At 64.6% G+C, this 14,894-nt stretch carries 13 protein-coding genes; 7 read left to right on the plus strand and 6 right to left on the minus strand.

Annotation, left to right across the window (positions count from 1 at the left end; genetic code table 11):
- Positions 1 to 300 precede the first annotated feature (300 nt).
- Complete coding sequence (locus tag AC1DE1_RS07005) at positions 301 to 3,273, plus strand: TonB-dependent receptor domain-containing protein (protein WP_477176886.1); 2,973 nt, start codon at positions 301 to 303, stop codon at positions 3,271 to 3,273.
- 72 nt (positions 3,274 to 3,345) lie between these two features.
- A complete protein-coding gene (locus AC1DE1_RS07010) occupies positions 3,346 to 5,172 on the plus strand; it encodes a tetratricopeptide repeat-containing sulfotransferase family protein (protein ID WP_477176887.1) in 1,827 nt (608 codons plus the stop codon).
- Positions 5,173 to 5,196: 24 nt separating this feature from the next.
- Here AC1DE1_RS07010 and AC1DE1_RS07015 read toward each other — a convergent pair whose 3' ends face one another.
- Positions 5,197 to 6,777, minus strand: coding sequence for a tetratricopeptide repeat-containing sulfotransferase family protein (locus AC1DE1_RS07015; RefSeq protein WP_477176888.1), 1,581 nt, complete (start codon positions 6,775 to 6,777; stop codon positions 5,197 to 5,199).
- Positions 6,774 to 8,354 (minus strand): tetratricopeptide repeat-containing sulfotransferase family protein, encoded by a 1,581-nt coding sequence (locus AC1DE1_RS07020; RefSeq protein ID WP_477176889.1) that lies wholly within the window; start codon positions 8,352 to 8,354, stop codon positions 6,774 to 6,776. The genes AC1DE1_RS07015 and AC1DE1_RS07020 overlap by 4 nt, the downstream gene beginning before the upstream one ends.
- Positions 8,355 to 8,513: 159 nt before the next feature.
- Here AC1DE1_RS07020 and AC1DE1_RS07025 point away from each other — a divergent pair, with 159 nt between their 5' ends.
- Entirely contained in the window at positions 8,514 to 9,836 is a 1,323-nt protein-coding gene (locus AC1DE1_RS07025) for an aspartyl/asparaginyl beta-hydroxylase domain-containing protein (protein ID WP_477179034.1), read from the plus strand.
- Between the two features lie 20 nt (positions 9,837 to 9,856).
- Here AC1DE1_RS07025 and AC1DE1_RS07030 read toward each other — a convergent pair whose 3' ends face one another.
- On the minus strand, positions 9,857 to 10,777 hold the full coding sequence (locus AC1DE1_RS07030) for a sulfotransferase family protein (protein ID WP_477179035.1): 921 nt from the start codon (positions 10,775 to 10,777) through the stop codon (positions 9,857 to 9,859).
- 195 nt (positions 10,778 to 10,972) lie between these two features.
- On the opposite strand from AC1DE1_RS07030, the gene AC1DE1_RS07035 reads away from it, so the two are divergent.
- The gene (locus tag AC1DE1_RS07035) at positions 10,973 to 11,935 is read left to right on the plus strand and encodes a quinone oxidoreductase family protein (protein ID WP_441604743.1); all 963 of its coding nucleotides are present in this window, start codon (positions 10,973 to 10,975) and stop codon (positions 11,933 to 11,935) included.
- 7 nt (positions 11,936 to 11,942) lie between these two features.
- Here the strand turns inward: AC1DE1_RS07035 and AC1DE1_RS07040 are convergent, their stop codons facing one another.
- From AC1DE1_RS07040 to AC1DE1_RS07050, 3 genes are read right to left on the minus strand one after another with little or no spacing between them, the layout of a single operon-like run.
- Positions 11,943 to 12,854, minus strand: coding sequence for an ion channel (locus AC1DE1_RS07040; protein WP_441604742.1), 912 nt, complete (start codon positions 12,852 to 12,854; stop codon positions 11,943 to 11,945).
- A gap of 34 nt (positions 12,855 to 12,888) precedes the next feature.
- Positions 12,889 to 13,398, minus strand: a complete 510-nt coding sequence (locus tag AC1DE1_RS07045; RefSeq protein WP_441604741.1) for a M48 metallopeptidase family protein — start codon at positions 13,396 to 13,398, stop codon at positions 12,889 to 12,891.
- On the minus strand, positions 13,395 to 13,667 hold the full coding sequence (locus AC1DE1_RS07050; RefSeq protein ID WP_477179036.1) for a hypothetical protein: 273 nt from the start codon (positions 13,665 to 13,667) through the stop codon (positions 13,395 to 13,397). The genes AC1DE1_RS07045 and AC1DE1_RS07050 overlap by 4 nt, the downstream gene beginning before the upstream one ends.
- Positions 13,668 to 13,719: 52 nt before the next feature.
- Between AC1DE1_RS07050 and AC1DE1_RS07055 the strand changes: the two genes are divergently transcribed.
- The 3 genes from AC1DE1_RS07055 (at position 13,720) to AC1DE1_RS07065 (ending at position 14,893) form a co-directional block, all read left to right on the plus strand.
- Positions 13,720 to 14,178 carry a putative toxin-antitoxin system toxin component, PIN family gene (locus AC1DE1_RS07055; RefSeq protein WP_477176892.1) on the plus strand — a complete coding sequence of 153 codons (459 nt, stop codon included), beginning with the start codon at positions 13,720 to 13,722 and terminating at the stop codon, positions 14,176 to 14,178.
- Positions 14,179 to 14,243: 65 nt separating this feature from the next.
- On the plus strand, positions 14,244 to 14,669 hold the full coding sequence (locus tag AC1DE1_RS07060; RefSeq protein ID WP_441604738.1) for a hypothetical protein: 426 nt from the start codon (positions 14,244 to 14,246) through the stop codon (positions 14,667 to 14,669).
- A gap of 35 nt (positions 14,670 to 14,704) precedes the next feature.
- Positions 14,705 to 14,893 (plus strand): CPXCG motif-containing cysteine-rich protein, encoded by a 189-nt coding sequence (locus AC1DE1_RS07065; RefSeq protein ID WP_046971302.1) that lies wholly within the window; start codon positions 14,705 to 14,707, stop codon positions 14,891 to 14,893.
- Position 14,894 lies beyond the last annotated feature (1 nt).

Genomic DNA, 14,894 nt, shown 5'->3' on the forward strand with positions numbered 1-14,894 from the left:
TTCACCCTGGCTTCACCCCATTGCAACGATGTTCCTCGCAGCGCAGCAAGCATTTGCGGGGCGTTTAGCGGCGCGGATTTGATGCCGAAATCGCAGAAAATTGCGATAGTTGTCACGGCACTTTGTTTTCTTGCCGTATAGATTTTATTGACTATCTGTAAGTAAAGCGTGATAAATGCCGAGCGCTGTAGACCAAACTTTGTAGGTCTACGCCTGAATTGTTTGGGTGAATCGGGCGCGGGTTTGAGGCGGGGAAAGTCTGTCAAACCCAGTCAATATAAATAACGGGAGGGTGTTCTCATGAAGTTCGGGGAAAATAAACTGTGCACGTCGGTGCGTCTGGCTCTGTCGCTGGGCATGCTCGCAGCAAGCGCCTACGGCACTACCGCTTTCGCGCAGGACGCGCAGTCCACTACGCCGGCACCGGCCGCTGACCAGGCCAAGAGCAAGACTCTCGAAACGGTCACCGTGACCGGTTCGCTGATTCGCCGCGTAGACGTCGAGACGGCCAGTCCCGTCGTAACCATCGATCGCGCTCAGATCCAGGCCACCGGCAAGCAGACGCTTGGCGACCTGGTGCAGCAGCTGCCGGCCATGACCGGCGGCAACGTCAACCCGCAGACCAACAACGGTGGCGGTACCGGCGGTTCGTCCATCAACCTTCGCGGTCTGGGTTCGCGCCGTACGTTGATCCTGATCGACGGTCAGCGCCTGCTGAGCAAGGATCCGAACGCCATCCCGGCCGATGCCATCGAGCGCATCGAAGTGCTGCCGACCGGTGCGTCGGCCACCTACGGTTCGGATGCGATCGGCGGCGTGGTGAACTTCATCACGCGCAAGAACTACCAGGGTGCCACCTTCACCGCGAACGTCGGCCAGTCCGATCGTACCGACGGTGACCAGAGCGGCTACACCTTCACGTTCGGCCAGACGTCCGATAAGGGCAGCATCATGGCCGGCATCAGCTACAACAAGCAGGATGGCGTGCTGTCGGCCAACCGCGACTTCTCGAAGAACGCGCTCAGCCTGTCCGGCACCCAGGTCGCCGTCGGTGGTTCGTCCTCGACCCCGGTCGGCCGCATCCAGCTTGGCGATTCGCAGGCTGCGCAGCTGGGCCTCGGCTGCAACCGCGTGTCGTTGAACGCGGGTGGCAACCCGACGGTCCTCAGCTCGGCGAACTACCACTGCTACGGCAACGCCGACAAGTACAACTACGCGGCCGTCAACCTGATCATGACCCCGCAGGAGCGCACTGGCGGCTTCATCAATGCGGAGTACCACCTGGCCGATCACGTGACGGCCTATGTGGACGCGGTCTACAACAAGACCTCGGCCAACTTCCAGCTGGCTCCGGCCGTGTACGGTTCGACCTCGACCGCCGCAACGGTTAATGCGGGCAACGGTTTCAACGTGTTCAACTCGCCCCAGCTGGTCAACGGCGTGATGTCGGGCGGCGGCTTCGGCACCGCCAGCGGCAACGCTTTCACCCAGCGCCTGACCTCGGCTGGTCTGCGTGAGGCCTTCACTGGCCGTACCGACGCCCAGATCAATACGGGTTTGAAGGGTGACTTCACCGTTTTCGACAAGAACTGGAACTGGGACGTCGGCTTCAACTACGGCCACCAGAGCATCGTCACGACGACGGCTGGCCTGGTCGACCAGACCAAGCTCTACACCGGTGATTCCACCGTCGCCAATGGTGTGGCGACCTGCCCGGCCGGTACCGATCCGGTGGCTTGCCAGTTCAATCCGTTCGAGCCCAATTCGTCGGCAGCCAGCATTGCTGCCGTGCGTGCGGCCAGCGTGACGGCCCCGTCGAACAGCTACCTCATCGAGAAGACCTACCACGCTGGTCTGAGCGGTGAGCTGTTCAGCCTGCCGGCCGGTGCCGTGCAGCTGGCCGGTGGTTTCGAGTGGCGCAAGGACTACCAGCACACCGTGCCGGCTCCGCAGCTGGAAATCGACCCGACCACGGGTAGCTGTATCCTGGGCAGCCAGTGCTTGAGCGCCGTGCAGGGTGGTTACACCACCAAGGATCTGTACGCCGAAACGTTCATCCCGATCCTGGCCGGCCTCCCGGGCATCCAGTCGCTGAACCTGACCATCGGTGACCGCTACTCGAAGATCGGTTCCTTCGGCAGCACGAACAACTTCAAGTTCGCGGTCGAGTGGAAGCCGTTCGACGACCTGCTGCTCCGCGGCACCATGGAAGACGTGTTCCGCGCTCCCAACCTGACCGAGCTGTACTTCTCGGGTTCGGATGCTCCGCTGATCCACACCGATCCGTGTACCAATTACGCTGGCGCTCCGGCAGGTTCCCCGCTGGCTATCGCCTGCGCGAACGTGCCGGCCAACGGCACCTTCCAGAACCAGTATGTCGTCTCGCAGACGCAGGCTGGCGCTGTGGTGCAGGGTTCGCGCGTCGCGGGCTTCCCGGTCAAGCCGGAGCACGGCAAGTCGTATGACTTCGGCTTCGTGTACAGCCCGTCCTACGTGCCGGGTCTGTCGACCACGGTCGACTTGTGGCGCGTCAACCTCAACGACACCATCACCACGGTGGGTCTGCAGAGCCTGCTGAACCTCTGCGCCAATGGTTCGACCCAGTACTGCCAGTACATCCAGCGTCAGGCCGGCGGCCCGAATGCTGGTCAGCTGCTGCAGTCGACGGTTGAGCCGACGGGTAACCTGGGTTCGTTGAATACCTCCGGTATCGACTTCTCGGCCAACTACAAGCTGCCGCAGTTCTCCTTCGGCCAGTTCAACGTCGGCCTGAACGCGACCTACCTGAAGTACTACGACCAGGTCACCGCACCGGGCGTGGAAGGTTCGGTCACCTACAAGAACGCCGGTCACCTGCTCCCGTACGGTTCGGCTGCCTCGGCTGCCTGCCCGGATAACGCTGGCGTCTGCTTGTTCCCCCGTTGGCGCGGTCAGGCCTTCGTGGATTGGCAGGCTGGCGGCTGGAGTGCCCAGTGGCGCATGCGCTACATCGGTCGCTTCCAGAACGGTGCAGCGACGGGTTCGCCGCAGGATAGCTTCCCGAACGGTGAGTCGGGCACGATCCTGAAGTACGGTGCGACGACGTACAACGACGTGTCGGTCGGCTACAACCTGGCCATGATCAACACCCGTCTGGACTTCGGCATCAACAACCTGTTCGACAAGCAGCCGCCCATGCTGTACGCGAACAACACGTTGAACGCCAACACCGACCCGAGCGACTTCGACCTGATGGGCCGCTACTACTGGGCTCGCGTCACGGTCAAGTTCTAAGTCGTAGATATAAGCGTTAACCTTGAGGGCCGCGTGAGTCATCACGCGGCCCTTCTTTATTTGCGTGAAGCCATGGCTCCGAACGAACTCACACAGATCACCGCAGCCATCCAGAATGGCCAACTCCAGCGTGCCGAACAACTGAGCCGCGAGGCGCTGACACGCTTCCCGCGGCAAACAGACCTGACCTTGATGCTCGCTCTCAGCCTGCACATGCAAAAGCGGGTGGACGAGGCCTTGCCCTTCTACGCCGAGCTCGCACAAGAGCTGGACAGCACCAGCAGCTGGAACAACTACGCGACCGCCCTGAAGGACTCCGGCAACGTGCCTGAGGCTGCCAAGGCCTTTGCGCGTGCGGTCGAGCTGGATCCAGGCAACTTCACGGCCAAGGGCCAGCTCGGTCTGCTGTTGATTGACCTGCGCGACTACCTGACCGCGCGCAGCCTTCTGCTCGATGTCGTCGCCGCGGATCCCGACTCGCTGGCTGCCCGCATCGATGCGGCGCGCGCCTGCTGCCACTGCCAGGACACCGAAGGTGCCTCTGAACTGCTGCGTCGTTGGCGACAATGGCTGCCGTTCAACGACGACGACCTGCAGTTGTCGTTGGCGCAAGTGTTGACCTTGAACAACGACATCCCCGACGCGGTCGACCTGCTGGAGGATCTGCTGGCGCGTTGGCCTGCCCAGTTCGACGTGCGCCTGCTGCTGGCCAATCACTATGAGCGGTTGAACCGCCTGGCCGATTCCGAAGCCGTACTCGCGCCGCTGCTGCGCACCGGATCGAACGCCTCCGAAGTGCAGTCCAAAGAAGCCAGTCACTTGCTCGCTACGCTGGCATTGCGCAAGGGCGACGCTGCCGCGGCCAGGGATCTGCTCGAGCGGGCGGGTCCGGAGGCGGAAAACAGTTACAGCCACTACTTCCAGCTGGCATCGGTGTACGACAAGCTGGGTGAAACGTCGTCCGCGATGGAAGCGCTGCACGTCGCTCACCGCATAGAAGCGAATGAGCGGCGCTTCGATTCACCGGAGTTCTTCGTGGCCGGCTCGCCCGCCATGCCGGTCGACGCGCCCCGTGTCACCGCCGAGCAATTTGCGCGCTGGCCCACGCTGACGGCCCCTGCGATCGGTGATTCGCCCATATTCGTCGTGGGTTTTCCGCGTTCGGGCACGACCTTGCTCGAGCAGGTGCTGGACGCGCATCCGGGCTTGCAGTCGATGGACGAGAACCCGTTCTTCAACCGGCTTGCCGGCGTACTGGGCAATCACGACCGACGCATCCTCGATGACCTGAGCGTGCTGCGCCAGTACGACGTCGACGAATTGCGCAAGCGTTACCACGTGATGGTGGGCGAACGCATCCAGCGCGATGGCGATGCCCGCCTGGTCGACAAGAATCCGCTGAACATGCATTGGCTGCCGATCATGTATCGGCTGTTTCCGGAAGCGAAGTTCGTACTCGCCGTGCGCCATCCGTGCGATGTCATCCTGAGCTGCTACATGCACAGCTTCCGTTCGAGTGCATTGGCGGCCGCCTGCAGCAACCTTGAGCGGCTTGCCCATGCCTACGTGGAAACCATGCAGCGCTGGCTGGACGAGGTGGGCATCCTGCATCCGTCCGTGATGGTGTCGCGCTACGAGGATCTCGTTGACGATTTCCCGCAACAGGTATCGCGCATCGCCGATTTCCTGGAGCTGGACGACGCCTCGCCCATGCTCGGTTTCGACCGCCATGCGCGCAGCAAGGAATACATCGCGACCCCGAGCTATTCGCAGGTGATCGAGCCGATCAACCGCAAGGGTGTGGGTCGCTGGCACAAGTATCGCGAACAGTTCGAACCGCTCTTGCCGATACTCGAGCCCATGCTTCGCCACTGGGGTTACGACACCGCACCGGTGTGAAGCAGTCGCGCAGCGGGGCGGCAATCAGCGCGTGTTGATTGCCGCCAGCTCGGGCATCAGGGGCAGGTAGTGCTGCCAGCGCCCGACCGAATGCGTATACACCGCCTGGCGGGCTTGCCAGGCGCTCGCCGTCGCAATGGCGTTGGTCTGTTCGGTCTGCATGTCTTGGGGCGCAGCGGACTGGGGAATGCCCAGCCACTGCGCAATGGCGGCCAGCGTGTTCTCCGGCGCCTCGACGACTTGCTCGTAGGACACGCTGAGGAAGGCGGCGGGATAGCGTTCGCGCCAATGCGCTGCCAGGCGTCGACAGTCGCGGATCACGGTGGCGATGTCGCTCATGTCATAGGCGTAATCATGGGCCGGGTCATGGAACGACTGCGACCACAATGACAGGGCGGTGTCGCGCGGATCGCGTTCGCAATGGATGATCCGCGCATTCGGCCAAAGCGCCATGGCCAGATCCACGCGCAGCAGGTTGAGCGGCTGCTTGTCGATATACCAATGCGCGGGCTCATCGTCCTGGCGGAGCTGTCGTGCGTATTGCGCGGCGGCCTCCTCCAGTTGCTGGCGCGAGGGCGAGACGGCAGCGAGTCGCTGTTGCCAGAAGGACAGCCAACCGAGTTCGCCGCGAACCTTCACCGACGGATAGCGGCCCAGGCGCTGCGCCAGCAAGGTCGTTCCCGAGCGCGGCACGCCCACGATGAACACCGGTGTCCAGTCGTCTGCCGGCTGCAGTGTCAAGCGATTGGCCGGTGCCGCCAGGCGCGCTTCGATGCTGCGCTTCCAGAGTTTGCGCGACCATTGGCTGCTCGCGTGGGCGAGGGCGTTGGCCTGCCGAAAATAGGTGGCGGCCGAGGCGAAATCACCCAGGTCGTCGTGCGCCTTGCCCAGCGCAAACAGTACGGCGCGGCGCGTAGGCTCGCTCAGGCCGGGTCGCTGCAGCACGCTGTGGAAAAAGGCGAAATCGTGATGACCACGATCGCTGTAGCGCTGCAGTCCGGCCAGGCCAAGCGGGATGTTCCAGTCGATGGCGTCGGGCGTTTGTTCCAGCGCGCGGACGTAGTGCGCACGGGTGCGTTCAAACTGCCCCAGCTGAATGCCGAGCATGCCGGCGTAGGCGTGCAGGCGTGGATCATCGGCACCCGCACGAATGGCGTTCTCGCAGATGGTGAACGCTTCGTCTGGCCGTCCATAGTCGTCGAGCATTTCGACCGCACGGATGACCGTGTCCACTTCGTGGCCGCCCTGCGCGAATGCCGAACGCAGCACTTCGCCAAGCGCAAGCAGCCGGCCCTGTTCGCGCAGCAGCGAAGCCAGCAGGAAGGCGGCGCCGGTATCGCCGGGATGGGATCGCAGCCACTCGTACAGCAACTGTTCCGCCCGTTCGCTGTGACCGTTCTGCCACAGCAGCCCAGCCAGCCCGAGGAGGATATCGGCCGACTCGGGAAAACGCGCGGCGGCGGCATCGAAAACCGCAAGCGCGGCGGCTGTGTCCGAGCGCAACGCAAGTGCGCGCCCCTGCGCCAGCCAATCATCCTGCGGCTGCGACGCGAGCGTGTCGAGCAGGGCCCTCACGCTCCCCAGGGGCGTGTTGGCGATGGTCATACGTCGTGGGCCGGCAATCCAAGCGCCGCCCGCAACGGGTTGAGCAGCGCGCCATAGCGTTGCGAACGCGCGGTGTCCGTGCGCATCGGCTGGCGTACCTGGGTTGCGCTGGGCGAACGGACCACGCGCTGGTTCTGGTGGAAGTTCACGCAGGCTTCTTCGAAGGGCAGCCCACAGAACGCCAGCAGTTCGCGGATCTGCGTTTCGGGGTCGGCGACCATCGCCTCGTAGCTGTGCTGGCGAACGTGGCCGCAATGGAGGGCGGCGCTACGCGATACGCTGCGATCGAAGTCGTGCCAGAAGGCGGCCAGATCATCGAAGCTGCGGCTGTAGCCATTGCTGCCATCCAGCGGCTGGCGATAGCACGAGAAGCAGGTCTCCAGCGGATCACGACGCACCACCACGATGTGCGCGCCCGGCAGCATGGCGCGAATGGCGCCGATATAGATCCAGTTGTTGGGCAGCTTGTCGGTGAAGACGGGGCGTTCGCTGCGCCAGCGCGCGGTGCGGTCAAGATAGCGTTGCCCCAGGCGCCGCCAGTCCTCTGGTGTCGCTTCGCGCGCCCATTGCGGAATGGGCTTGCCGCCCAGCCGCTGGGTTTCCTCGGCCAGCACCTGCGGGAGATCCGGCAATTCGCCCGCGCCTTCGACCAGGGAATGCGAAGCGAGGATCTGCTCGACCAGGGTGGAACCGGAACGGGGAAGGCTGACGATGAAGATCACGTTGCTTCCCAACGGCTCGTTGCTGCCGATGGGCGCAGGCTCGAAGGCGTCCGAAATCGTGCCGATGGCCTTGGAAAAATGCGGTGCATTCCAGGCCTGGTAGCGGCGCGCGGTGGCATTGGCGCGCGCAAGCGCCTCCAGCGACTGGGCATATTGCCCCTCGTCATCGAAGGCCTTGGCCAGGGCGAAACCGATGGCGATGCGGTCGTTTTCGGTCGCGTCGGCGCGCTGCAGCGCAGCCTGCATCTGCGCGATATCGCTTGCATCGAAACGCTGCGTGCGCAGGTCGGCCAGGCCCCACCAGGCCAGTCCGAAGGTGGGTCGTACCGAGAGCAGGCGGCGATATTCCGTCGCCGCCGCCTCGACGTCGCCGCGCGTGCGCAGCAGGTCCGCCAGCAGCGCGCGGGCGGCCACGTGATCGGGTGCCAGGGTCACGGCCCGCTGCAGCGCTTCAGCGGCTTCTTCGTTGCGTACCGACTTGGTCAGCATCACGCCGAGGTTGTACCAGGCCATCGCCAGTTTCGGCTCCAGCTCGCAGGTGCGCCGCAGGGCGCGGATGGCGCCTTCATAGTCGCCCGCCGTGCCGAGCAGGGAGCCCAGCGTGTTGTGGTAGAGCGCATCCTGTGGACGATGCACCAGCGCGCGCTGCATCAGGCGCACAGCATCGTTGTGATGGCCGCGCAAGCTCAGGATGCCCGCCTTCATGCGCAGCACTTCCGGATGGTCGGGGTAGGCGGTGAGCACGCGTTCGAGCTGGCGGTCGGCCTCGTCGGCGCGCCCGGCGTCCAGCGCCTGGGCGGCGATCATCACTTGTTGGGTGGCTGATGGTCCCAGCCCTTGCAGTCGCGAATTCATCAGTGGCCCGATCGAAGGGAAGGACTACCGCGACACAGTTTCCTGCTCACGAAAAAAGCGCGTGCGGCCCGTCGAAACGCGTCTATTATGCCCATATGCACCGGGGTGGGGACCGCGGCGCGCAATGGCATAGTGAGTTCGCAGGCGGTGGGAGCAACGATGAATAGCGGAGTGGGAGTGGCAGTGCCGGCGCTGCGCGAGATGGCGCTCAACGGATTGCGGCAGGGTGATCCGGCATTGGCCGAGCAGTATTTCGCGCGCCTGCTGGAGCAGGCGCCCGACGACGCCGAAGCGCTGCAGTTCGTTGCCAGCCGCCATCTGGCGCGGGGAGACACCAGCCGCGCGCTGGCCATGCTGGCGGCCGCGGCGAAGGCGCATCCGGAACATCCGGATCTGCTGCACCAACTTGGCGTGGCACAGACTGTCGCCGGCGACCTGAGCGGCGCCGCGGCAAGCCTGCGCCGCTGCGTGGACATCGCGCCCAACATGTTCGTGGCGCGCCTGCGCCTGGGCATCGCCCTGGAACAGCTGGGCGAGATGCAGCGTGCGCTGCTCGCCTATTTCGGCGCGGTCAATGCGGCCCAGGCACAGGGGCGCTGGATGAGCGACGCCACCACGGCGCCAGGGCTGCGCCAGGCCGTGCAGCACGCCATGCGTTTCATCGACGCCGGCCGTCGCCGTACCTTTGATGCGGTGCTGGAACCGATGCGCGCGCGCTATGGCCGCGACGCCCTGTCCCGTGTGGAAGACTGCCTTGCCATCTATCTGGGCGAGCGTCGGGCGGAGCTTCCCGATCCCCGGCAAAAGCCGAAATTCCTGTATTTCCCCGGCGTACCGAGCCAGGCCTACTACGGTGCCGAACGCTTCCCGTGGCAGGCCGACCTGCAGGATGCCACCGAGGTGATCCGCGAAGAACTGCAGTCTGTGCTCGCGGAAAATCGTCCATTCGAACCCTTTCTCGGCGAACAGACGGAAGAAGGGCTCAAGGGACATCTGCGCTCCTCGGGCGAACAGCCCGCCGCTTGGGATGCCTTCTTCTTCTATCGCCACGGCGACCGCTTCGACGAGCATCACCTGCGCTGCCCGCGCACCTCGGCAGTGCTGGAGCGCGCGCCGCTGGTGCGCATCCGCGACCACGCGCCGGAAACGCTGTTCTCCGTGCTGCGGCCGGGCACGCACATCCTGCCGCACCGTGGCGTGACCAATACGCGACTGGTCACGCATCTGCCCCTGATCGTGCCGCGCGATTGCGCGATCAACGTGGGCGGCGAGCTGCATGCGTGGAAGGAAGGCCGGTGCGTCACCTTTGACGACACCTTTGAGCACGAGGCGTGGAATCGCAGCGACAGCACGCGCGTGGTGGTGATCCTCGACAGTTGGAATCCCGACCTCACCGAGGTCGAACGCATGGCCGTCACCGACCTGGTCGAGACCATCGGGGATTTCAACCGCGCCAGCGAAGTCGCCGTACCGGGGGAATGACGGCAGCGGAAGGGCCGGACTCAGCCGACGCCGGCTGCCTGTGTGTCGTACGGCAGGCGCACGCGGGCGGCGGGACGGGCGCGTACCGCCTGGCACTGCGCGCGCAGGTCCTCGTAGGAGGCCAGGCGGCCTTGTAGCCAGCGCTGCATCCGGGGGCCAAACAGGCCGTCCACCTTGGGATCGGCCTCGTGCAGCTGGCCTTCGATGGCCGAGATCTTCCACGGTTCGTCAGTGAGGTTGGCGATGGACTGCTGGCAGGCGTTGTCCAGTGGAGCGTCCGGCGCCAGGTCGAGGAAGGCGCACAGGCGCGCCCATTCGATATCGGGCTGGCGCACCAGATCCTCGAGGAAGACGAAGTGGTGGTTGGCCCGGCCGATGTGCTGGCTGTGGATGTCCATGGCCCGGTTCCAGCGGCGCGCCCAGTGCACGGTGCCGCCGCCGAAGGCGTCGTCGTTCTCGAAGCGCAGATAGACGTCGGCCAGCGAGGCCAGTACGTCCATGCCGCGGCGTACCACGTGGACAAAGCGCGCGTCCGGCGCCAGGGTTTCGATCTCGGGGATGTAGAGCAGGTGATTGGGTGTCTTCTCCAGCCACATCGATCGCCCGGCCATCACCGCCGAGCGGTCCAGGAGTGCTAGAAACTGCCCGGAAAGCGTGCGCCAGTGGTAGGCGGAGGGCATGGCTGGGCGGGCGCCCGCCAGCTGCACGTGCAAGGCGACAAAGGTCTCGCGGATGTGCCGGCGGGTCAGGCCCAGCGACTGGCGCCAGCGGCGGCGGCGCGGCTGCACGCGGGCATCGCCCCATCGCCAGGCCAGATCGCCGTGCAGTTGTTCGAAGAACGCCGTTTCCGGCAGCGTATAGATCGCAGGGTGGCGCGCCAGCAAAGCCTGGACAATGGTGGTCCCGGAACGTGGGCAACCCACGACAAAGGTTCGCCGCATGGCGCTGTCTCCCTGAACAATGGCCGTGACCTGCCGGCCAATGACGGTGAATAACGCGTGATTTCTCGTTGCGTTGACTAAAAATACAGCTTCCCGTAAGGAAAAAGCGACTGTTTTTTCACTCTTGTCTGTTGGGAAGGCAGGCCAGCGGGCAAACTTGCCATCCTCGGCCCCCTACGCATCAGGACCCCGCCCATGTACGCACTGACCTTCGACCGCTTCGGCCCCGCCGAGGTACTGCGCTGGACCGAGCGCCCGGACCCCACCCCGGGACCAGATCAGGTGCTGGTCCGCATGCATAGCGTTGGCCTCAATTTCGCCGACGTTTACCGCCGCAACGGCAATTACCACCTCAGCGGCTCAGCGCCATGGGTGCTGGGATACGAGGGTGCGGGCGTGGTCGAAACCCCCATGCCGGGCGATACCCAGTTCCCGGCAGGCACGCGGGTAGGCTTTGCCGATATGCCCCACGCCAACGCCGAGCTGGTGGCGGTGGACCGTGATCGCCTGATCCCCCTGCCGGCGGATATCGACGCCGATACGGCGGCTGCCGTACTGCTGCAGGGGTTGACCGCCCAATACCTGGTTACCGACAGCTTTGTGGTGCGGCCCGGCGACGTCGCCGTGGTGCATGCCGCCGCCGGCGGCGTCGGGCTGCTGCTGGTGCAGATGCTCAAGGCGCTCGGCGCGGTGGTGCTGGGCATCGCCTCCAGCGAGGCCAAGCGCGATGCGGTGATAGGCGCAGGCGCCGATGTGGCCGTGGGCTACGACGATTGGGTGGATGCCACCCGTTCGCTCACCGGCGGGCATGGCGCCAACGTGGTCTACGATTCGGTGGGTCGCACCCTTGCCGACAGCATGGCCGTCGCCCGCATCGGCGGCACCGTGGTGTTCTATGGCATGGCGGCGGGCGATCCCGACCCGGTCGATCCGCGGCTGTTGATGGACCGCTCGCTCACCCTGACGGGCGGCGACCTGTGGAACGTGTTGACCGGCCCGGCCGAGCGACGCCGGCGCGCCGCGGCGCTGTTCCAGCAGATCAGGCAGGGCAGCGTGAAACCGCAGATTGCGGCGCGCATCCCGCTACGCGATGGTGCCCGCGCGCATGAATTTCTGGAAAGCCGCGCCGCCATCGGCAAGGTGCTGCTGACGCTTTAAGCGCCACTCAAAAACGATCGGTGTTCTCGTTGTCTTCCACCGGCAGCACCTGGTGGAACACCCCGTAGTCGATATGGCTGACGCCTTGATCGTCGTCGTGCACCAGGTCGATATAGCGATGATTCCAGCGCCACTCGCGATGGCTCCACTGGTGCCGGGCAAGCATCGATTGCGCGGTGGTTTCGTCGATGCCCTCTATGCACAGCATCAGGGTGGCTTCGGTCGTCGCCAGTTCCTCCTGGCTCATGCCGTACAAGGGGCTGTCTTCGTCGATCACATGCATCAGGCTCCAGCTCAGCGTGAACACCGGGTGCCGGTCGCGCAGGAGCTTGAGGTCATGAATCCGGCGCAGGCGAAAGCCCTCGGGTGAGGTTTCGCGCAGCAGCAAATGCAGTTTCGCGGAGGCTTCGGCGATCACGTTCTGGCGCGCGTTTGCCGCGCGTATCATCAGCGTGCTCTGCCCATGCACCTGGCGGATCACCGGGTGATTGGCAAACAGCATCTTGGCGCGCGGTCGCGAGAAGCGCGAAAACACGATGCCGGTGACCAAGGCGATGCTCAACATGCCGGCGAAGATCTCCACCGTCGCCACGATGTGCGCGTACATCGTTTGCGGATGCATGTCGCCGTAGCCCACCGTCGCCAGCGTTTCCACGCTGAAAAAGAAGGCACCGGCGAAATTGCGCGGAAACTGGTTGGCGATGGCGTGGTCGCCCAGCTGGTAGAGCGCGGCGAACACGGTGTTGAGGGCCAGGAATCCCGCCGCTGCCAGCGCGAAAAACGTGGGCCAGCGGATATTGAGGGCGAAATGGTAGATATCGTCCCAGATGCGCTGGGTCAGACCTTCGCTGACGAACGGCCGTCCGCCGATCTGGATCGTGCGTGGACGATTGAGCCATTGGCGAAACCAAACGAACATGGAGCCATACCTGGCGGTGAGGGGCGTGGCGATTCTATCGCGGCGTGCGCGCTTCAAGCGCATCGCGCCAGGTCAGGAACAGGCGCAGGTCCAGCTCCTGCTGGTGATAGTCCGGCTGCATGTATTCGCACAGCTGGTAAAACGCCTTGTTGTGCTCGGTTTCCTTCAGGTGCGCCAGTTCGTGCACCACGATCATTTTGAGGAACTCCGGCGGCGTATCGCGGAACAGCGAGGCGATGCGGATTTCCTTGCGCGCCTTCATGCGGCCGCCGTGCACGTGCGATATCGCCGTGTGCATGCCCAGCGCCTTGCTGATGACATCGAGCTTGCTGTCGTACCACACGCGGTCGATGCCGGGCGCATTGCGCAGGTGCTCCTGGCGCAGGGCATTGGTATAGGCATACAGCGCCTTGTCGCTCTGCACCTCGTGGCGGCCCGGGTGGCGCTGTTGCAGATACGTGCCGAGCTCATCGCGGTCGATCAGCTGGCGCACCTTGTCCAGCAGCGCCGGCGGATAGCCGCCGAGGTACTTCAGCGCCGTCATGCCGCGGGCGGTTCGTCGTCAAAGCCGGTATAGCCTTCCGGGAACACGGGCGTGCCGTCCTCTTCCAGCGACTCGATGGCGGCGAGGGCCTTGTCGGCGGCGGCTTCCGCCAGCGCCTGTTCGCGGAAGCTGCGGTTCTCGCAGATGGCGAAATACACCGGGAAACCGCTGCGTTCGCRCGGCGTGACAACGATGCAGGCGGTGTAGCGCGAGCCCTCGGCAACCGCCGTGGTGTGGACCGCATAGTGGTCGAAGAGGCGTTCGGACATGTCGGTATTCCACCAGGTAGGACGCTCATTTTAACCGGGTGGCTGTGCCACCATGCGCGCCATGTCCAAATCCGTGCCCCGTCTCGTCCTCGACACCAATGTCGCGCTCGATCTTTTCGTGTTCCGCGATCCTGCCTGCGAGCGCCTCAGCGCCGCGTTGGCACAGGGTCTCGTGGTCGCGGTGGTGGATGAGCCTTGCCGCGAGGAATGGCAGGCAGTGCTGGGTTATCCGCAGTTTGGCCTCGGCGAGGAGGCCCGCCGGCAGGCCATGGCGGCGTTCGACCTTGCGGTGTCGCTGCTGCCGGCGGCAGCCATGACACCACGCCCCGAGGTGAAGCTGCCGCGCTGCGCTGATCCGGACGACCAGAAGTTCCTCGAGCTGGCGCTGGCATCAGGTGCCGAGTGCCTGCTGAGCAAGGACAAAGCGTTGCTGCAGCTGGCCCGGCGCACGGCACGCGAGGGCTGGTTCCTCATTCTGTGCCCTTCGGCATGGGAACCACCGGTGACCTGAGCGTACGATTCACAACCGATTGATCGCCCATTGGCGATGCTAACTATCCAAGATGGAGTCCGCTGATGAAGATCATGCAGAACGCAGCAAGTGCAGTGTGGGTGGCCTTGGGCCTGGTGGCCCTGACCGGCTGCGGCGTGACCAACGACCATGACAAGGTCATCAAGGACGTGGTGTCCAATCGGCAGTTCCTCTACCAGACGCCGGGCGACGGCAATGCCACGCTGCAGATCGTGCGCAGCAACGGTTACTTCGGCGGCGGTTGTTCCAGCCAGGTGCTGGTCGACGACAAATTTGCCGCGCAGCTGGAGACCGGCGAGCAGGCCACGTTCTATCTGCCCAGCGGCGCCCACACCGTATCGCTGCGCAACTCCGGCGCGTGCCACAAGGCGGGCGACAATGCGCACGTCGACACCAACCTGGCCCCCGGCGAAACCGCGCTGGTGGAAGTGAACAAGTGGGGTTCGTCGCTGTCGCTGGCCAAGCGCTGAGCGATAGTCAGGACAGGGGAGTCGAGGAGGGCGCCATGCTCGATCAAGTCTTCATCCACTGCCCCTACTGCGGCGAAGCCATCGAGATCCTCGTCGATGGCTCCGTCGACAGCCAGCATTACATCGAGGACTGCCAGGTCTGCTGCCGTCCGATCAATATCAGCGTAAGCGTTGATGAGGACGGCGATCCGCAGGTCAGCGTGGCTTCCGAGAACGAAGGCTGAC

It is taken from the genome of Dyella sp. 05T440, assembly GCF_056395965.1.